Below are 17,527 nucleotides of genomic sequence, written 5' to 3'. Positions count from 1 at the left end.
CACTAAAAAGTGCGATACTTACCAAATTGAAAGCAATGGAGGTGAGCTGTGGCTTCGCTGGGCAAGTTCACGTGCGGACTGGACGCCGCGATGGCGGTGGTGGACGGGAAGTGGAAGCCGCTGATCCTGTGGGAACTGCAGGACGGACCCAAGCGATTCAACGCCCTGCACCGCAGCCTGAACGGGATCTCGCAGAAGATGCTGACCCAGCACCTCAAGGAACTGCAGCGCCACGGCGTTGTGCACCGGCAGAGCTACCACGAAGTGCCGCCGCGGGTGGAGTACTCGATGACCCCGGCCGGTGAAGAGCTACTGCAGGCGCTGAACCCGTTGGGCGACTGGGCGACTCGGCACATCGACCTGATCTGCGCGGCAGAGGCCGCTCAACGCTGATGTTCGGCCAGCCAGGTCTCGGCGCGGCGGCGTGAGGCCTGCGACAGCCAGGCGTCCTGGATGAGTTCGGTCAACTCGGTGCGGCCGATCTCCCGTAACCGGCTGGCCCGGATGAGCACCGACGGGTGCCCGTCGAATTTGAAGGTGGTGAAGAACGGCGAGTCCGGGTCCTGGGTCAGCGCGAGCTTGTCGCTCTCGGAATCGACCCAGATCATGATCACGTCGGTGTACCGCTCGCCGGTCTCGGGGTCCTCGGCGTCGCGCTGGGGTGTGCGGAAGTAGACGAACGACTTACCGCCGACCTGATAGATCGGGTTGCCCTTCGGGCCCTCGATGCGTTTGACGTGCGGCATGGATGCGGCGATCGCGTGGACGTCGTCGACCCGCGCCGGCCGCTCACGCACGGCGCTCCAGCGTGTGCAGCACCACCTGGGAGAGGGTGCCGCCGCGCACGGTGGCCGTCATGTACGTGCAGTAGGGCTGGCGGCGCCGGTCGGTCGGCGAGCCCGGGTTGAGCAGACGCAGCCCGGTTTTGGTGTGGGTGTCCCACGGGATGTGGCTGTGCCCGAAGATCAGCACGTCGGTGTCCGGGTACGCCTTGGCCATCCGTGCCTCGCGGCCGGTCGCCGCGCCGGTCTCGTGCACGACGGTGAAGCGCAGCCCGCCGAGTGTGACGTCCGCGCGCTCGGGCAGGCGCCGGCGCAGTTCGGCTCCGTCGTTGTTGCCCCAGCAGGCGACCAGCCGCTTGGCGCGCGCCTCGAGCTCATCGAGCAGCGAGGGCTCGACCCAGTCGCCGGCGTGCACGACGACGTCGGCCTTCGACACTTCCTCCCACACGGGTGCGGGCAGGTCTTTGGCGCGCTTGGGAACGTGGGTATCGGCGATCAACAGCAGCCGCACTGTTCCCAATCTAGTGGGCGGGTGACCGCGCGCGCGTCACTGGTCCGCGGACAGGTCGGCCTCCGACTCCGCCCGTTTCTTCCGGGCCAGCGTGTAGTCGTCCTGCGCCGCGTTGCGGTGGCGCGCCGCCGATGCGTGGTTCACCTCGGGAGCCGGGATGCCCTTGGCGGCTGTCTGCTCCTGCAGTTCGGCGACTTCCTCGTGCCGGCGGGCCGATCGCTCGATGCTCTTCGCCGCCGACAGGCCTGCGTGCGCGGCCTGCTCGCGCGCCTCGCGGGCGCGGCGTTGCGCTTCGACCACGGCCACCTCGGTGACCGGTGGGTCGGGTTCGGGTTCGGTGGTCATCGCGCCTCCCGGTTGCTCAGGACCGCCCGCAGAGATAGCCGATCGGGCCGCGTCAAAACCGCAGGATCACGATCATTTGCTGGCGGACGGCTGCCGCTCGGGTCCGATGCGGGCCGAAATGACCGAAATTTGGACACAGCGGCCGCGGCAAGGCACAGTTGGGCAATGCGGATTTCCCGAGTTTCGACGTTGCCGGTCAAGATGATGATGGCCGCGGTCGTCGGACTGATGATCGCCATTGCCCCGATGAACGCCGCGACCGCGCGCGCCGACGCCGCCGACGACGCGTTCATCGCCGCATTGCAGGCGGCCGGTGTGCAATTCGGGGATTCGGAAATGGCCAAGGGGATGGCCAAAGGCTTCTGCAAGCAGATGAAGAAGTCGACGAAGAGTTTCGCCTGGGCGGTTTCCGGGCTGGTGATGGGTGGGATCCCGCGCCAGGTCGCGACCACATTCGCCGGTGAGGCCGCGAAGGCCTACTGTCCGGACGTCATCCGCACCTTCACCTGAGCCCGAAGGGATTCGAACCGTTACCTGCGTCACTGCAACGCAGGCAGTCGCGCGATTGCTCACGCGGCGTTGCCCTCGGGGGGCTTCCCGTGGCAGTACCCCTGGCCGCGAAGGCTGTCTCGATTCGGGTTTCCAGCGGGCTCGTTTTCTGTCGCCCCGCAACTCGGGGAGGACATTTCGGGGGAGGTCCCGGCATCGGCCGCCAGTGCAGCCAGGTTGCGGACTGCGTTGCGATCACGATCGATCGTCAGCCCGCAGGTATCGCATGTGAACACTCGCTCGGACAGGCGCAGCTTGGCTTTCACCACGCCACATCCAGAGCAGGTCTTGGAACTTGGGTAGAACCGGTCGGCCACCAGCACGCGACCGCCTCGCCAATCGGTCTTGTACTCCAGTTGCCGCCGCATCTCTGCCCATGCCGCCGCAGAGATCCTGCGCGCCAAGCGACGGTTACGGAGCATCCCGGCAACGTTCAGGTCTTCGATCACGACGGTCCCGAAGCGTTCCGCCAACGCACTGGTCAGCCAGTGCAGCGTGTCGGCTCGCTGATTGGCGATCTTTGCGTGCTGTCGACGGACGTCATCGCGCGCGCGGCGCCATCGAGCCGACGGGATGGTACCGGCCCGCCTGTCCGGGCCGACCCTCCTCGCAGTCTTCCGCTGTAGGCGGCGCAACTTCTTGATGGCGCCTTCGTGGTGCGCGGGGTTCGCGATGAGGCCACTGGCATCCGACAGCCCGCGCACGGGGGTCGACAGAACCGCGAGGTGGAGGATTCCGACATCCACTCCTACCGTGTCCTTCGACCGAGCAGCGGATACAGATGTGCCCTGCAACTCGACAGAGAAGGAGACGAACCAGCGCCCACCGTCGTAGGCAACGGTGGCTGATCTGATTCGGGCCGAACCGCTCTCGAGGCGTCGCGCGAGCTTGCGAGTGGATTCGTGGGTTCTGACGATGCCGATTCGAGGGAGTTTGACGTGCCGCCGGTCGCTGGCGACAAGCCCGAGCGCACCCGTCGTGAACCAGCACGAGAGTCGACTCTTCTTCGACTTGAATCGCGGAAATCCGACCGGCCGCCCCTGGCGTCGTTTCGTGGCGGACGCGGCCCAGTTCCGAAGAGCTGTCGCGAGGTTGGCCAACCCGGACGAGTAAGCTTCCTTGGAATTCTCCTGCCACCACGGCGCGATGTCACTCTTGACTCGGTTCCAAATCCTCCGCATGGCATACGCCGACCAGTTCAGCGCGGGTGTGAGATCCTTCCCGCAAATGCCATAGGTACTTTCCGCGCTTCGCTGCTCCAGATTTGCTTTGACTTGTGCCAAACCCCAGTTGTACGCGAACCGCTGCGCACCACAGTGTGACCGGAGCTGATCTTCCTGCAACCGCGAGGGAGCGAGCGCGTATCGATACGACCGGATCCGCGAGCGCGTGCCGAGACCGCCGGCCATAGTGCTCCGGGCTGCGGCGGCGTGATCGGACATGACCGGAGCCTGACACAGCCGTCTGACAAACTGCCGCCAAGAGAAAAAGCGCGCCCGGAGAGACTCGAACTCCCAACCTTCTGATCCGTAGTCAGATGCTCTATCCGTTGAGCTACGGGCGCATGGCCAATCTTCAGTTGTCGGCTGCGGACAGCCGCGGCGGAGGCGAGAGGATTTGAACCTCCGGTCGCCTTTGAGGGCGACAACTCATTAGCAGTGAGCCCCATTCGGCCGCTCTGGCACGCCTCCTCGACGATTACCGCCGAAGCGACAGCGTACACATGCGTTATGGCGCGAGGCAAAGCGCGTCGAGCCGACCCATAAACTGGTGCGGTGACTGCCCGGCTGCGCCCCGAACTGGCCGACCTGCCCGCCTACACCCCCGGCAGGACGGTCCCCGGTGCAATCAAGATCGCCAGCAACGAGACCGTGCAGCCGCCGTTGCCGAGCGTGCGCGCCGCGATCGAGCAGGCCGCCGAGCACATCAACCGCTACCCCGACAACGGCTACATCGAGCTCAAGGATCGACTGGCCAAGCACGTGAATTTCGCGCCCGAACACATCTCGGTCGGCTGCGGATCGGTCAGCCTGTGCCAGCAGTTGATCCAGATCACCGCGACCGTCGGCGACGAAGTGCTGTTCGGCTGGCGCAGCTTCGAGATCTACCCGCTGCAGGTCCGCACCGCCGGCGCCACCCCGGTGGCGGTCCCGCTCACAGACCACACCCACGACCTCGACGCGATGCTCGCCGCGATCACCGACCGCACCCGGCTGATCTTCGTGTGCAACCCCAACAACCCGACCAGCACCGTCGTCGACCCCGACGCGCTGGCCCGCTTCGTCGCCGCGGTCCCGCCGCACATCCTGATCGCCCTCGATGAGGCCTACGTCGAATACATCCGCGACCCCATGCTGCCCGACAGCTTCGGCCTGGTCCGCGCCCATCCGAATGTCGTTGTGCTGCGCACCTTTTCCAAGGCCTACGGGCTGGCCGGGCTGCGCATCGGATACGCGGTCGGCGACCCCGACATCATCACCGCTCTGGGCAAGGTCTACGTGCCGTTCACCGCGACCACTGTCTCCCAGGCCGCCGCGATCGCCTCGCTGGACGCGGCCGACGAGCTCCTCGAACGCACCGACGCCGTGGTCGCCGAACGCGACCGCGTCACCGCCGGGCTGCGGCAGGCCGGCTACGACGTGCCCGACTCGCAGGCCAACTTCGTGTGGCTACCGCTGCCCGGACGCGCGCAGCAGTTCGCCGAGGCCTCGGCCGACAACCGCATCATCGTTCGCCCCTACGGCGACGACGGCGTGCGCGTCACCGTCGCCGCCACCCACGAGAACGACGCGTTCCTCGAATTCGCCCGACGCTGGATAGGACACCGATGACCTCCACCCGCACCGCCCGCGAGACGTTCACCGAGCTGACCCAGCGCACCGAGCCGATCGCCGACGCCGAACTCGACGCGTTCTGGGCCACGCTGGCGCCCGCCTCGATCGAGTTCATGATCGGCGAGTGGAAGGGCGGGGAGTTCTACACCGGCCACAAGGCCAACGGCTTCATGCAGCGGCTCAACTGGTTCGGCAAGACCTTCGTCTCGGCCACCGACGCCAAGCCGCTCGTCTGTCTGGACGTCGACGGCAACAGGTTCTCCGACACCGAGGCGATGAAGGGCGAGGCCAGCCTGTGGATGGAGGAGTTCCGCGGCGAGGTGACCGCGACGATGGTCTACGACGGCGCGCCGGTGCACGACCACTTCAAGGTCGTCGACGACAGCACCGTCGTCGGCATCATGAACGGCAAGGGTGCCCTCGATAAAGGCAGGCACCTGTACTTCTACCTCGAACGGGTCTGACCGCCGCGAACGGTCAGATTCGCCGGCCGGTGTAGGCGATGAGGCGCTCCAGGGCGCCGGTGTCGGCGGCGACGTCGACCGGGTCGTCGAACCCCGCCCTGGCCCGGCCCTCCGGCGTGATGATTTTCTGCGCCAGCCCCAGCACGTAGTCCGACAGCGACTCCGGGGCGTCGACGTCGCGGCCGAGCGCGGTGGCGTAATCCCAGGCGTGCACCAGGAACTCCATCGACAGCACCCCGGGGATCACCTTGGCCGGCACCTCGTTGCCGAAGAAGTCGACCTTGCCGTCGAGCCCGCGCCGGCGCCAGGCGTCCAACGCGGCACGGCCGGCGAGCACCACCTGCTGCTCGATCGGGGCGTCGGGGTCACGCTGAGCGAACTGCGCGCCCGCGATCCCGCCGAGCCCGGTGATCGAGTTCATCAGGTGCTCGGTCAATCCGGCGATGTCGAATTCCCGGCACGGCGTCTGTTTGTGCAGATCGTCGGCGGCGATGCCGTGCAGGACGTGCTGCAGCACCGCGAACGACTTCTCGGCGCTGCGTAGCTCGTCGGTCGGGGGTGAGTCGGGTCCGGCGCGCAAGTCATCGGGCATGAAGCCACGCTACGTCGTGCATGCGCATATCGTTGCCGGGATGAAGACGCACGTGCGGGTGGCGGCGGCGGCGCTGATCGTGTTCGGGGTGAGCGCCTGCCAGCAGACCACCGAGGGCTCCGTCGCGATGACCACCGAACCGGGCCCGCCGCTGACCTCGGCACCGTCGCGCCAGCCGTCCTCGCCGACGCTGCCGGGTCTGCCGAACATCCCGATTCCCGACATCCGGATTCCCGGGCTGCCCGGCCCGAACGTGCCCGAGGTGCCTCCGCCGCCGAACGCGGCCACCATGTCCTGCAGCGAATACAACGGCCTGGACACGGCGACCAAGTTGGCCGTGCTCCGCGTGATCCTCACCAATCAGGGCGCCCAGCCCGGCCAGGAGGCCGAGATGCTGGCTCAGATCATGGCCGACGCGATGTGCCAGCTGATGCCCGCCGCGGAAGTCAACGAGGTGGTCATCGGAATCCCCGGACGGTGAGTCGCTAGCCTTTGCGCCATGGCCGACACCTATGAATCCGTCACCGTCGACACCTCCGAGCACGTCGCGCGCGTGACGTTGATCGGCCCCGGGAAGGGCAACGCGATGGGCCCCGCGTTCTGGGCCGAGTTGCCGGAGGTGTTCGGCACGCTCGACGCCGACCCGGACGTCCGGGCGATCGTGCTGACCGGCTCGGGGCGCAACTTCAGCTACGGGCTGGACCTCGTCGCGATGGGCGGCAGCCTGCCCGGCCTGGACTCCGGCGCCAAGGGCCGGCTCAACTTTCACACCACGCTGCAGAAGATGCAGGGCGCCATCAACGCGGTCGCGGACTGCCGCACCCCCACGATCGCCTCGGTGCACGGCTGGTGCATCGGCGGCGGTGTCGACCTGATCAGCGCCGTGGACATCCGCTACGCCAGCGCCGACGCCAAGTTCTCGGTGCGCGAGGTCAAGCTCGCGATCGTCGCCGACGTGGGGTCGCTGGCCCGGCTCCCGCTGATCCTGTCCGACGGGCACCTGCGCGAGCTGACCCTGACCGGTAAGGACATCGACGCGGCGCGCGCCGAGAAGATCGGTCTGGTCAACGACGTCTACGACGACGCCGACGCCTCGCTCGCCGCGGCGCACGCCACCGCCGCCGAGATCGCGGCCAACCCGCCGCTGACCGTGCACGGCATCAAGGACGTTCTCGATCAGCAGCGCATCGCCCGCGTCTCGGAAAGCCTGCGCTATGTCGCGGCGTGGAACTCGGCGTTCCTGCCGTCGAAGGACCTCGGCGAGGCGGTGACCGCGATGTTCGAGAAGCGGCCACCGAAATTCACTGGCGAATAACGGTTTACAGGAACCTCCCACCGGGGTCACGGCCCCTTTCCAGGTTTGCGATGTAGTGAAATCTGGTTCAGCACAACAGCTTTCGGTGCTCTGATGTGCTTTGTGTCACTTCGGTGAACGGCCCTGTGCTACGTGTCGTGCCGTATTCATGACAGACACAACGCATTACCCATCCATCGACTACCACTCCGCCCAGTGGACAGGCGCACCCCGGATCGGGGGCACCGCCGTGGCTCTCACCTCGCACCGCTACGACCAGGACGAAGTGGCGTCGACGCTGGCCAGCGTCGGCGGCCCCGAGTTCATGCGCTTCGCGCAATCCAGTGGCGTGCAGACCCGCAGCCTGGCGCTACCGCTGTCCCGGTACCCGGTGCTCAGCGGTTTCACCGAGGCCAACGACACCTACATCCGCGTCGCGGTCGACCTCGGCGAACGCGCCGTGCGGTCGGCGCTGGAAGCCGCGCACGTGGCGCCGCACGAGGTGGACGCCATCGTGATGGTGTCCTCCACCGGCGTGGCGGTGCCGACCGTCGACGCCCGCGTGGCGTCGCGGATCGGGCTGCGACCGGACGTCAAACGCATCCCGCTGTTCGGGCTGGGCTGTGTGGCCGGCGCCGCGGGGATGGCCCGCGTCCACGATTACCTGCGCGGCTTCCCGTCCGACGTCGCGGTGCTGCTGTCGGTCGAACTGTGCTCGTTGACGCTGCAGCGTGACGACACGTCGATCCCGGCGCTGATCGGCGCGTGCCTGTTCGGCGACGGCGCGGCCGCCGTCGTCGTCACCGGCGCCGACCGGGTTCCGGCGTCGCCGACGAGCCCCCGCGGCCCCGCGGTCCTGGCCACCCGCAGCCGGCTGTTCCCCGACACCATCGACGTGATGGGCTGGAACGTGAGCTCGGCCGGTTTCGGGCTGGTGATGTCGCGCGACGTCCCGCACATGGCCGACAACTATCTGCGCGACGAGGTCGACCGTTTCCTGGGCGATCACGGGCTCACGGTCGGCGACATCTCGACGTGGATCTGCCACCCCGGCGGCCCCAAGGTGATCGACGCGATCGACCGGGCGATCGCACTGCCGCCGGAAGCCAACGCGCACAGCCGGAACTCGTTGCGGGAGAACGGGAACTTCTCGTCGGCGTCGGTGCTCGACGTGCTCGACCGCACGCTCGCGACGCCGCCGGAACCCGGATCCCTCGGGGTGCTGCTGGCGATGGGCCCGGGATTCAGCTTCGAGCTGATCCTGCTGGGCTGGTAGGGGGCATCATGTACTACCTGTTCATCCTCGCGATCGGCGTCGAGCGGCTGATCGAACTGGTGGTCTCACGACGCCACACGCGATGGTCGATTGCCAACGGCGGCAAGGAGTTCGGCCAAGGTCATTACCCGGTGATGGTCACCATGCACACGCTGCTGCTGGTGTCGTGCGTGGTCGAGGTGGCCGCCGCGCACCGGCCGTTCATCCCGCTGCTGGGCTGGCCGATGGTGGCGCTGGTGTGTGCCAGCACCGTCGTCCGGTGGTGGTGCGTGGCGATCCTGGGCAACCACTGGAACCCGCGGCTCATCGTGATCCCCGATGCCCCGCTGGTGCGTCGCGGCCCGTATCGCGTTCTGCACCACCCGAATTACACCGCGGTGGCGGTCGAGGTCGCCGCACTGCCGCTGGTGCATTCGGCGTGGCTGACGACGATCGTGTTCAGCGTCGCCAACGCGCTGGTGCTCAATGTCCGGATTCGAGCGGAGAACGCGGCGCTGGGTTATGCGTGACGACGGTGGCGCGCAACGCGAATGCCAGGATCGCGGTGGTCGCCACCAGCCCGCCGGCCTCCAGCCAGCCGATCCAGTCGCCGGCACCGTGATGCGGGTCGATGAGGTGGCTGATCGAGTGCAGCGCCCAGTGCACCGTCGCGAACGCCAATGCCGGCACCCGCCACGTCGGGCGCCGCACCGCGGCGAGCAGCAGTAGCCCCTGCGGGATCTCGAACGTCGCGTTGTCGAAGATGTAGTGGTCGTTGCGCACCCCGAACGTGCCGAGCGTGTCGAAGAACGCGCCGGGCGCGAACAACATGAACAGCCCGACGCCGAGGGCGTACACCCCGAACACGATCAGCGTCACCTCGACGAACCGGGTGGGCGTGCGGGCCGGCGTCATGGTCATGGCGTCACGGTAGTTCGCGCGACGGCACAAGTCAGGAACCAATTCGGCACCGAGATCGGGTGCCAATCGAGCGGTGGCGGAGGGATTTGAACCCCCGGACGGTGTTAGCCGTCTCTCGCTTTCAAGGCGAGTGCATTAGGCCGCTCTGCCACGCCACCGCCGACAAGCGTAGCGGCCGGCGCCGCGAACTCAGACGCGGCCGAGCTTGGCGTTGTTGCTGCCGGTCTTGAGCGCCGCGCTGATCCGGCGGCAGTTCTCCCCCATCGCCGCCACCTGCGGACGCGACAGCCGGCCGAGGAAGTGCGCGCGTACGCCCTCGCCGTAGGTGGCCATCGCCTCGCGCACCGCCGTCCTGCCCTCGTCGGTGATGCTGGCCAGCACGCCGCGCCCGTCGTCCGGGCTGGCGCCGCGCCGGACCAGCCCCTGCAACTCCAGGCGCCGGATCTGCCGGGTCACCCGGCTTGGCAGCGACATCAGCCCTTCGGCCAGGTCACCCATCCGCGCCGCCCCCGTCGCGGACTTGTCCAGCATGTCGAGCAGCCGCACATCGTTCAGCGTCAGATGGTGCGTGTCGACCAGCGTTCTGTTCAGCGTGGCGTAGAGCCGTAGCGCCGAGTCCAAAAAATTTTGCCAAGACCGTTGCTCAGCGATATCCAGTCCCGGCATATCACTGGCGGTACGCCCCGCGATCATCCCCTCCATGCGGTCATAGTAAACACCGCCGGCATTGCTGGTAAGGGAATCGCCCGACTGTTTTTGCAGGATAGTAGCGTTGTTTGAATGCATGCGATTGTGGCCAGCCCGGAAACAGGACTGACCTGGACCGAGATTCCCGACGTCTCGCCCGCTGCCGGCGAACTGCTCGTCAAGGTCGCCGCGGCCGGGATCAACCGCGCCGACCTGTTGCAAGCGGCAGGAAACTACCCGCCCCCGCCCGGTGCCAGCGACATCCTCGGGCTCGAGGTGTCGGGCACGGTCGCGGCCGTCGGCGCCGACGTCACCGGGTGGACCGAGGGGCAGCCGGTCTGCGCCCTGCTCGCCGGCGGCGGATACGCCGAGTACGTCGTGGTGCCCGCCGGCCAGGTGCTGCCGGTGCCCGACACTGTCGGCCTGCACGAGGCCGCGGGCCTTCCCGAGGTCGCCTGCACGGTGTGGTCCAACGTCGTGATGACCGCGGGCTTGACCGCCGGACACCTACTGCTGGTGCACGGCGGCGCCAGCGGCATCGGCACCCACGCGATCCAGGTCGGCCGCGCGCTCGGCGCCCGGGTGGCCGTGACGGCCGGTTCGGCCAACAAGCTCGACCTGTGCGCCGAACTGGGCGCCGAGGTGCTGATCAACTACCGCGACGACGACTTCGTCGAGCGGGTGAGCGCCGAGGGCGGCGCCGACGTGATCCTCGACATCATGGGGGCGGCCTACCTCGCCCGCAACGTCGACGCGCTCGCCGCCGACGGGCGTCTGGTCATCATCGGCATGCAGGGCGGCGTCAAGGGTGAACTCAACATCGGCAAGCTGCTCGGCAAGCGCGCCGGGGTGATCGCCACCGCGCTGCGCGCACGCCCGGTCGACGGGCCGGCAGGCAAGAGCGAGATCGTCGCCGCGGTGCGCGACAACGTCTGGCCGATGGTGGAGCGCGGGGAGGTCCGCCCGATCATCGGCGCCGAGTTCGGGATCGAGCAGGCCGGCGCCGCCCACGAGCTGCTGCAGTCGGGCGAGGTGTCAGGCAAAGTGCTTCTGCGCGTGAGTGATTGAGCTCAACCGAGCGAGGCGAGCGCGCGCACCAGCTGATCGACCTCGGCGGTCGTGGTGTAGTGCGCCAACCCGACGGTCACCGCGCCGCCGATGTCGTTGACGCCGATCACGTCGAGCACCCGCGAACTGGCGTTGGAGATCGCCAGAATTCCGTTGTCGGCCAACCGCTGCACGACGCGATCGGCGGGGACGTCGCTGACCGCGAAGCTCAGCACCGGGATGCGCGCCTCGGGGGTGCCGATGACCATCACCGCCGACAGCGAGCGCAGCGACATGAGCAGATAGTCGAACAACCGGTTCATGTACGAGCTCGCCGATTGCATGGACACCGCGAGCCGTTCCCGGCGGGTGCCGCCGGCCGCCTCGTCCAGCGACGCCAGGTACTCGATGCTGGCGACGACGCCGGCCAGCAGCCCGAACTGGTGCGCGCCCACCTCCAGGCGCGCCGGGCCCGTCGCGTACGGGTTGAGCGACACCGCGCTGAACGAGTCGATGACCGCCGGGTCCCGGAAGATCAGCGCGCCGATCGGCGGCCCGCCCCAGGCCAGGGCGTTGACCGCGACCACGTCCGCGTCGATCTCGTCGATGTCGATGAGCTGGTACGGCGCGGCCGCGGAATGGTCGACGACGACCAGCGCGCCCTGGTCGTGCGCGAGTTTGGTGACCGCGCGCAGGTCGGTCATGGTGCCCAGCGTCGCCGACGCCGACGTGATCGCGACCAGCCGGGTGGGCCGGGTGACCAGGCTTTCCCACTGCCAGGCGGGCAGCTCACCGGTCTCGATGTCGACCTCGGCCCACTTCACCTTGGCGCCATAGCGATTGGCCGCGCGCAGCCACGGCGCGATGTTGGCCTCGTCGTCGAGTCGGGTCACCACGACCTCGTAGCCGAGCCCGACCCGCGACGAGGACGCGTCGGCCAGCGACGTCAGCAGGATCGAGCGGTCGGCGCCGAGCACCACGCCGCGCGGGTCGGCGTTGACGAGGTCGGCCACCGCCTGCCGGGCGGCGGCCAGCACGGCGGCGCTGCGTTGGGCGGACGGGTGCGGTCCGACGGGCGTCGGCATCGAGCCCCGGAACGCGGTGGACACGGCGCGGCCGACGGCGTCGGGCAGCAGCATGCCGTTCTGGGCGTCGAACCGTACCCAGCCGTCGCCCAGCGACGGGTGCAACCCTCGCACCCGGGCGACGTCGTACGCCATGCCTGCCAACCTTCGAGCGTCCGTGAAATGCACAAACCGATTCGGCACTGGCCGAACGTCGGCGCGACCCGCCGGTCCTGACGGGGTCCACTGGGCAGCCATACTAGTCCAGTGGGCTTCGGGAACGGAGTGCTGATCGTCCGTCGTTGCTGGCGCTCCCGCGGTGGGCCCGAGCAGGTGGCTGTGGGCAGTACGGCAAGGTCGCGGACTAGTGTCGCTAGATGGTTTGCGGCCGTCGGCGAGGAAGCACGGAATCCACGCCGGGCGGCGGCGTCAGATGGAAATCAGAGGGAACACGGGACACATGACCGACGACGACAACATCGAGATCATCAGCCGTGACGCCGACGACGGCGACCAGGAGACCGACGGCAAGTCGCTGACCGACCTGGTCGAGCAGCCCGCGAAGGTGATGCGGATCGGCACGATGATCAAGCAGCTGCTCGAGGAGGTGCGGGCGGCACCGCTGGACGACGCCAGCCGCAACCGGCTGCGCGAGATCCATCGCACGTCCATCTCCGAGCTCGAGGACGGGCTGGCGCCGGAGCTGCGCGAGGAGCTGGAACGGCTCACCCTGCCGTTCACCGAGGAGGGCGTGCCGTCGGACGCGGAGCTGCGCATCGCCCAGGCGCAGCTCGTGGGTTGGCTCGAGGGCCTGTTCCACGGCATCCAGACCGCGCTGTTCGCTCAGCAGATGGCCGCCCGCCAGCAGCTCGAGCAGATGCGCGGACAAGGTGCGCTGCCGCCGGGGGTCGCGGTGCGTGGCGGCCCGGCGCAGCCGGGAACCGGCCAGTACCTGTAGGCGCACACGTTGGTCCCACACATCGAGACGCGCAACGCGTGGGTGGAGTTTCCGATCTTCGACGCGAAGTCGCGTTCGCTGAAGAAGGCGTTCCTCGGCAAGGCCGGCGGCGCGATCGGCCGCAACGAGTCCAACGTCGTGGTCATCGAGGCGCTGCGCGACATCACCATGAAGCTCGAACATGGCGACCGGGTGGGGTTGGTCGGCCACAACGGCGCGGGTAAGTCGACGCTGCTGCGGCTGCTGTCGGGGATCTACGAGCCCACCCGCGGCGTCGCCACCGTGACCGGCCGGGTGGCGCCCGTGTTCGATCTGGGTGTCGGGATGGACCCGGAGATCTCCGGCTTCGAAAACATCATCATCCGCGGGCTGTTCCTCGGGCAGACGCGCAAGCAGATGCTGGCCAAGGTCGACGAGATCGCGGAGTTCACTGAGCTCGGCGACTACCTGTCCATGCCGCTGCGCACGTACTCCACCGGCATGCGGGTGCGCCTGGCGATGGGAGTGGTCACCAGCATCGACCCGGAGATCCTGCTGCTCGACGAGGGGATCGGCGCGGTGGACGCCGAATTCCTCAAGAAGGCGCAGTCGCGGCTGGCCAGCCTGGTCGAGCGCTCCGGGATCCTGGTGTTCGCTAGCCACTCCAACGAGTTCCTGGCCCGGCTGTGCAACACCGCGATGTGGATCGACCACGGCACGATCAAGATGCAGGGCGAGATCGAGGACGTCGTGCGCGCGTATGAGGGTGAGGACGCCGCCCGCCACGTCCGCGAGGTCCTCGACGAGACCCGTTCGGCATGACCGGGCACGTCTGCGCGGTGGTGGTCACCCACCGGCGACCCGACGAGCTGGCCAAGTCGCTGGAGGCGGTGTCGGCGCAGACCCGCGCCCCCGACCACCTGATCGTCGTCGACAACGACAACGATCAGCGCGTCGCCGACCTGGTCGCGGGCCAGCCGATCCCGACCACCTACCTCGGGTCGCGCCGGAACCTCGGCGGGGCAGGCGGTTTCGCGTTCGGGATGCTGCACGCGCTGGCGCTGGGTGCCGACTGGGTGTGGCTGGCCGACGACGACGGCAGGCCCGCCGACTCCGAGGTGCTCGGCACGCTGCTGGCCTGCGCGGCGCGGCACTCGCTGGCCGAGGTGTCCCCGATGGTCTGCGACATGGACGACCCCGGCCGGTTGGCGTTCCCGCTGCGGCGCGGCATCGCCTGGCGCCGGCGCGTCGACGAGCTGCGCACCGACCCCGGCCAGGACCTGCTGCCCGGAATCGCGTCGCTGTTCAACGGCGCGCTGTTCTCGGCCGCGACGCTGGAGGCGATCGGCGTGCCGGATCTGCGGCTGTTCGTGCGCGGCGACGAAACCGAACTGCATCGCCGGTTGGTGCGTTCCGGGCTGCCGTTCGGTACCTGCCTGGACGCGGTGTACCTGCATCCGCAGGGCGGCGACGAGTTCAAGCCGATCCTCGGCGGGCGCATGCACACGCAGTATCCGGACGACGCGAACAAGCGATTCTTCACCTACCGCAATCGCGGCTATCTGCTCTCGCAGCCGGGCCTGCGCCGGCTGCAGGCACAGGAGTGGGCGCGGTTCGGCTGGTTCTTCCTGGTGTCGCGGCGCGACCCCGCCGGTTTGATGGAGTGGGTCCGGCTGCGGCGCCTGGGCCGTAAGGAGAGGTTCGGGAGGCCCCGAAAGTGACGTTCACCGACGCCGCCGCGCAGTCGCGGACGATGAGCCGGGCGTGGGGCGACCTCGTCGCCGGTTTCGGCAGGCGCGAGCTGTGGCTGCACCTGGGCTGGCAGGACATCAAGCAGCGCTACCGCCGCTCGGTGCTCGGCCCGTTCTGGATCACGATCGCGACCGGCGCCACCGCGGTCGCGATGGGGCTGCTGTATTCGAAGCTGTTCAAACTCGAACTGTCCGAACATCTTCCGTACGTCACGCTCGGCCTTATCGTGTGGAACCTGATCAACGCGTCGATCCTGGAAGGCGCCGACGTGTTCGTCGCCAACGAGGGGCTGATCAAGCAGCTGCCGACCCCGCTGTCGGTGCACGTGTACCGGCTCGTGTGGCGGCAGATGCTGCTGTTCGCGCACAACATCATCATCTTCGTGATCATCGCGATCATCTATCCGAAGCCGTGGAAGTGGACCGACCTCGCGGTGATCCCGGCGCTGGCGTTGATCGTGCTCAACTGCGTGTGGGTGGCGCTGTGTTTCGGCATCCTGGCGACCCGCTACCGCGACATCAGCCCGCTGCTGGTCAGCCTGGTGCAGCTGCTGTTCTTCATGACGCCGATCATTTGGAACGAGTCGACGCTGCAGCAGCAGGGCGCGGCCCAGTACGCCAAGGTCGTCGAGCTCAACCCGCTGCTGCACTACCTCGACATCGTGCGGGCCCCGCTGCTCGGTGCCGACCAGGAGCTGCGGCACTGGGTGGTGGTCATCGTGTTGACGGTGATCGGGTGGATCCTCGCGGCGTTCGCCATGCGCCAGTACCGCGCCCGCGTCGCGTACTGGGTCTGAGCCGCGCCGAGCGGCCAGTTATCGCGCACTTTTCGCGCTGTGGCGGCGGATAACTGGACACTCGACGGAACCACCGCACTGCCGCGTAGCGTTATGCGGCTATGAGCATCCCGCCATATCAGCCGCCGTCGTCGACGCCGTCGGGTCCGGCAGGCACATTGACGTGCCCGAAGTGCGCAGGGTCGATGCGCACCTACGAGCGCAACGGCATCCACCTCGAGCAGTGCGACACCTGCCGGGGGATCTTCCTGGACTTCGGCGAGCTCGAGGCGCTGACGCAGATGGAGAACCGGTTCGTCCAGGCTCCGCCGCCGCCCCCGCAGCAGGGCGGCTACGGGTACGGCCCGGGCTGGGGGCATCGCGGCAACAAGCACTACCGCAAGCAGGGGTTCGGCCGGCTGTTCTTCTCCAGCTAGCCCATTCGCACGCACGCGGCGAGCAGCAGTTCGTCGTCGGGATGGTGGGCGGCGGCCTGCACGACGGCCGCGCGGGCGAACGGTTCGAGCACCGGCCACGGATCGCCGTCGGGTAGCGCGGGACCGTCGGCGCCGCGATAAGCGTCGAGGAATCGGTGCCAGTCGCCGTCGGGGATGAGGCCGGCGGCCCAGAATCCGGCCGGGCGGGCCAGATCCCAGGCCGGGTCGCCGACACCGAGGTCGTCGACGTCGATCAGCAGCCACGGCCCGTCGTCGCGGCGCCCGAGCTGGCCCAGGTGCCAGTCGCCGTGCACCAGCGTCATCGGGCGGTCGGGTGAGCCGGGCCGCCACACCGGATCGGGCAGTGTGGCGGCGGCCCGGCGGACGTCGGGATGTCCACCGCGCAGCGCGTCGACCGCGCGCCGCATCCGCTGCGGCCAGCCGTGAGCCGGCGCTCGCGGCGGCCGCGGTTCGCGGTGCAGCCGGGCCAGCAGCTGCCCGGCCTGCGCCCACGGCAGTGACTCGGGTTGTTGCGCAACGACTTTCACCAGCGGCCAGCGGGTGCGCCATCGGTCGCCGACACGCTCGGGAGCCGACAGCGGCGAGAGCAGACAGTCCGACCGGGCGGCGATGCCCAGCCGGACCGTCAGATCGTGCGGGTTGATACCCGGCCGGTGCAGTTTGTGGACGACGTCGTTGTCGACGACGATCTCCGCACCGGACCGGGTCTGCACACCTGAAACCTAGCGACGCGACGGCTGCAGTCGGGTGGTCGCGCCGTTTCGGTTCCAGGCCAGTCTCATGAGAGGGCTGCCCGCGGCGCCTGCCGGATCGTCACGTTGATGCGGTTCCACGCGTTGATCGTGACGGCCATCGCGATGACCTGCCCCAGCTCGCGGTCGGTGAACACCGCGGCCGCGCGGGCGTACACGTCGTCGGGCACGTGGCCGTCGTGCAGCTCGGTGATCGACTCGGTCAGCGCCAGCGCCGCGCGCTCGCGCTCGGTGAACACCTCGCCGGCCTCCTCCCAGGCCGCGATGAGGTCGAGCTTCTGCTCGTTGACGCCGTGCTTGCGGGCGTCGCGCAGGTGCATGTCGAGGCAGAACGCGCAGTGGTTGATCTGCGACGCGCGAATCTTGATCAGCTCGCCGAGTTCGACCTCGACGTCCTTGGCCGCCGCGGTGCTCAGCGCCAGCATCGCGTCGAGCAGTTCCGGTGACGACTTGTAGATCTTCAGGCGGTCGACGGTTTCGAGTGTCTGTGTCATGTCTTCGACGCTAG

At 68.4% G+C, this 17,527-nt stretch carries 24 protein-coding genes and 3 tRNA genes; 14 read left to right on the top strand and 13 right to left on the bottom strand.

The features are described from left to right. The first annotated feature begins 48 nt into the window (after nt 1-48). Nucleotides 49-393 (top strand): winged helix-turn-helix transcriptional regulator, encoded by a 345-nt coding sequence (locus BLW81_RS08175; protein ID WP_083406757.1) that lies wholly within the window; start codon nt 49-51, stop codon nt 391-393. On the opposite strand, the gene BLW81_RS08170 is transcribed toward BLW81_RS08175, so the two are convergent. Genes BLW81_RS08170 through BLW81_RS08160 form a run of 3 tightly spaced genes read right to left on the bottom strand, consistent with a single transcriptional unit; the run spans nt 384 to nt 1,638 of the window. Beyond that, complete coding sequence (locus tag BLW81_RS08170; protein ID WP_083406756.1) at nt 384-797, bottom strand: MmcQ/YjbR family DNA-binding protein; 414 nt, start codon at nt 795-797, stop codon at nt 384-386. The genes BLW81_RS08175 and BLW81_RS08170 overlap by 10 nt on opposite strands. Beyond that, the gene (locus BLW81_RS08165) at nt 790-1,293 is read right to left on the bottom strand and encodes a metallophosphoesterase family protein (protein WP_083406755.1); all 504 of its coding nucleotides are present in this window, start codon (nt 1,291-1,293) and stop codon (nt 790-792) included. The genes BLW81_RS08170 and BLW81_RS08165 overlap by 8 nt, the downstream gene beginning before the upstream one ends. 36 nt (nt 1,294-1,329) lie before the next feature. Then, nucleotides 1,330-1,638, bottom strand: coding sequence for a hypothetical protein (locus tag BLW81_RS08160; RefSeq protein WP_083406754.1), 309 nt, complete (start codon nt 1,636-1,638; stop codon nt 1,330-1,332). Between the two features lie 165 nt (nt 1,639-1,803). Between BLW81_RS08160 and BLW81_RS08155 the strand changes: the two genes are divergently transcribed. Continuing rightward, entirely contained in the window at nt 1,804-2,148 is a 345-nt protein-coding gene (locus BLW81_RS08155; protein ID WP_083406753.1) for a DUF732 domain-containing protein, read from the top strand. Between the two features lie 59 nt (nt 2,149-2,207). On the opposite strand, the gene tnpB is transcribed toward BLW81_RS08155, so the two are convergent. The 3 genes from tnpB to BLW81_RS08140 all read right to left on the bottom strand — a co-directional run bounded on the left by tnpB (nt 2,208) and on the right by BLW81_RS08140 (nt 3,878). After that, nucleotides 2,208-3,629, bottom strand: coding sequence for an IS607 family element RNA-guided endonuclease TnpB (gene tnpB, locus BLW81_RS08150; protein WP_083406752.1), 1,422 nt, complete (start codon nt 3,627-3,629; stop codon nt 2,208-2,210). Between the two features lie 49 nt (nt 3,630-3,678). Further along, nucleotides 3,679-3,751, bottom strand: a tRNA-Arg gene (locus tag BLW81_RS08145). Between the two features lie 38 nt (nt 3,752-3,789). Next, nucleotides 3,790-3,878, bottom strand: a tRNA-Ser gene (locus BLW81_RS08140). An 84-nt stretch (nt 3,879-3,962) separates the two neighbouring features. Here BLW81_RS08140 and BLW81_RS08135 point away from each other — a divergent pair. Both BLW81_RS08135 and BLW81_RS08130 read left to right on the top strand, forming a co-directional pair. Then, the gene (locus BLW81_RS08135; RefSeq protein ID WP_083406751.1) at nt 3,963-5,018 is read left to right on the top strand and encodes a pyridoxal phosphate-dependent aminotransferase; all 1,056 of its coding nucleotides are present in this window, start codon (nt 3,963-3,965) and stop codon (nt 5,016-5,018) included. Continuing rightward, nucleotides 5,015-5,485 (top strand): DUF4334 domain-containing protein, encoded by a 471-nt coding sequence (locus BLW81_RS08130; RefSeq protein WP_083406750.1) that lies wholly within the window; start codon nt 5,015-5,017, stop codon nt 5,483-5,485. The genes BLW81_RS08135 and BLW81_RS08130 overlap by 4 nt, the downstream gene beginning before the upstream one ends. A gap of 13 nt (nt 5,486-5,498) precedes the next feature. Here BLW81_RS08130 and BLW81_RS08125 read toward each other — a convergent pair whose 3' ends face one another. Further along, on the bottom strand, nt 5,499-6,077 hold the full coding sequence (locus tag BLW81_RS08125; protein ID WP_083406749.1) for a TIGR03086 family metal-binding protein: 579 nt from the start codon (nt 6,075-6,077) through the stop codon (nt 5,499-5,501). Between the two features lie 40 nt (nt 6,078-6,117). On the opposite strand from BLW81_RS08125, the gene BLW81_RS08120 reads away from it, so the two are divergent. From BLW81_RS08120 to BLW81_RS08105, 4 genes are all read left to right on the top strand, one after another. Continuing rightward, complete coding sequence (locus BLW81_RS08120) at nt 6,118-6,558, top strand: hypothetical protein (RefSeq protein ID WP_083406748.1); 441 nt, start codon at nt 6,118-6,120, stop codon at nt 6,556-6,558. Nucleotides 6,559-6,576: 18 nt separating this feature from the next. After that, nucleotides 6,577-7,392, top strand: coding sequence for a crotonase/enoyl-CoA hydratase family protein (locus tag BLW81_RS08115; protein WP_083406747.1), 816 nt, complete (start codon nt 6,577-6,579; stop codon nt 7,390-7,392). 148 nt (nt 7,393-7,540) lie between these two features. Then, nucleotides 7,541-8,647, top strand: a complete 1,107-nt coding sequence (locus BLW81_RS08110) for a type III polyketide synthase (RefSeq protein ID WP_173839584.1) — start codon at nt 7,541-7,543, stop codon at nt 8,645-8,647. An 8-nt stretch (nt 8,648-8,655) separates the two neighbouring features. Continuing rightward, nucleotides 8,656-9,156 (top strand): isoprenylcysteine carboxyl methyltransferase family protein, encoded by a 501-nt coding sequence (locus BLW81_RS08105; RefSeq protein ID WP_083406746.1) that lies wholly within the window; start codon nt 8,656-8,658, stop codon nt 9,154-9,156. Here BLW81_RS08105 and BLW81_RS08100 read toward each other — a convergent pair. The 3 genes from BLW81_RS08100 to BLW81_RS08090 form a co-directional block, all read right to left on the bottom strand. Next, nucleotides 9,110-9,547 (bottom strand): hypothetical protein, encoded by a 438-nt coding sequence (locus BLW81_RS08100; RefSeq protein WP_083406745.1) that lies wholly within the window; start codon nt 9,545-9,547, stop codon nt 9,110-9,112. The two genes, BLW81_RS08105 and BLW81_RS08100, sit on opposite strands and share 47 nt — an antisense overlap. A gap of 71 nt (nt 9,548-9,618) precedes the next feature. After that, nucleotides 9,619-9,705 (bottom strand) — tRNA-Ser (locus BLW81_RS08095). 31 nt (nt 9,706-9,736) lie between these two features. Beyond that, nucleotides 9,737-10,249: a MarR family winged helix-turn-helix transcriptional regulator gene (locus BLW81_RS08090; protein ID WP_083406744.1), complete on the bottom strand. Its 513-nt coding sequence runs from the start codon at nt 10,247-10,249 to the stop codon at nt 9,737-9,739. Between the two features lie 78 nt (nt 10,250-10,327). Here BLW81_RS08090 and BLW81_RS08085 point away from each other — a divergent pair, with 78 nt between their 5' ends. After that, nucleotides 10,328-11,302 (top strand): NAD(P)H-quinone oxidoreductase, encoded by a 975-nt coding sequence (locus BLW81_RS08085; protein WP_083406743.1) that lies wholly within the window; start codon nt 10,328-10,330, stop codon nt 11,300-11,302. 2 nt (nt 11,303-11,304) lie between these two features. Here the strand turns inward: BLW81_RS08085 and BLW81_RS08080 are convergent, their stop codons facing one another. Further along, complete coding sequence (locus BLW81_RS08080) at nt 11,305-12,501, bottom strand: cysteine desulfurase-like protein (RefSeq protein WP_083406742.1); 1,197 nt, start codon at nt 12,499-12,501, stop codon at nt 11,305-11,307. A 304-nt stretch (nt 12,502-12,805) separates the two neighbouring features. Between BLW81_RS08080 and BLW81_RS08075 the strand changes: the two genes are divergently transcribed. From BLW81_RS08075 to BLW81_RS08055, 5 genes are all read left to right on the top strand, one after another. Further along, nucleotides 12,806-13,303, top strand: a complete 498-nt coding sequence (locus tag BLW81_RS08075) for a bacterial proteasome activator family protein (RefSeq protein ID WP_083406741.1) — start codon at nt 12,806-12,808, stop codon at nt 13,301-13,303. A 9-nt stretch (nt 13,304-13,312) separates the two neighbouring features. Then, entirely contained in the window at nt 13,313-14,104 is a 792-nt protein-coding gene (gene wzt / locus BLW81_RS08070) for a galactan export ABC transporter ATP-binding subunit Wzt/RfbE (RefSeq protein WP_083406740.1), read from the top strand. Then, nucleotides 14,101-15,003, top strand: a complete 903-nt coding sequence (gene glfT1 / locus BLW81_RS08065) for a galactofuranosyltransferase GlfT1 (protein ID WP_083406739.1) — start codon at nt 14,101-14,103, stop codon at nt 15,001-15,003. The genes wzt and glfT1 overlap by 4 nt, the downstream gene beginning before the upstream one ends. Next, nucleotides 15,000-15,830 carry a galactan export ABC transporter permease subunit Wzm/RfbD gene (gene wzm, locus BLW81_RS08060; protein WP_083406738.1) on the top strand — a complete coding sequence of 277 codons (831 nt, stop codon included), beginning with the start codon at nt 15,000-15,002 and terminating at the stop codon, nt 15,828-15,830. The genes glfT1 and wzm overlap by 4 nt, the downstream gene beginning before the upstream one ends. A gap of 101 nt (nt 15,831-15,931) precedes the next feature. Next, nucleotides 15,932-16,246 (top strand): TFIIB-type zinc ribbon-containing protein, encoded by a 315-nt coding sequence (locus BLW81_RS08055; RefSeq protein WP_083406737.1) that lies wholly within the window; start codon nt 15,932-15,934, stop codon nt 16,244-16,246. Here the strand turns inward: BLW81_RS08055 and BLW81_RS08050 are convergent. Continuing rightward, a complete protein-coding gene (locus tag BLW81_RS08050; protein ID WP_083406736.1) occupies nt 16,243-16,980 on the bottom strand; it encodes a phosphotransferase family protein in 738 nt (245 codons plus the stop codon). The genes BLW81_RS08055 and BLW81_RS08050 overlap by 4 nt on opposite strands. 65 nt (nt 16,981-17,045) lie before the next feature. Then, nucleotides 17,046-17,513, bottom strand: a complete 468-nt coding sequence (locus BLW81_RS08045; RefSeq protein ID WP_083406735.1) for a carboxymuconolactone decarboxylase family protein — start codon at nt 17,511-17,513, stop codon at nt 17,046-17,048. Nucleotides 17,514-17,527: the final 14 nt, after the last annotated feature.

This window comes from Mycolicibacterium rutilum (assembly GCF_900108565.1).
GTDB classification, from domain to species: Bacteria; Actinomycetota; Actinomycetes; order Mycobacteriales; family Mycobacteriaceae; genus Mycobacterium; species Mycobacterium rutilum.
Note: the sequence above shows the minus strand (reverse complement) of the source record. Positions and strands in the feature narration are given on the sequence as shown.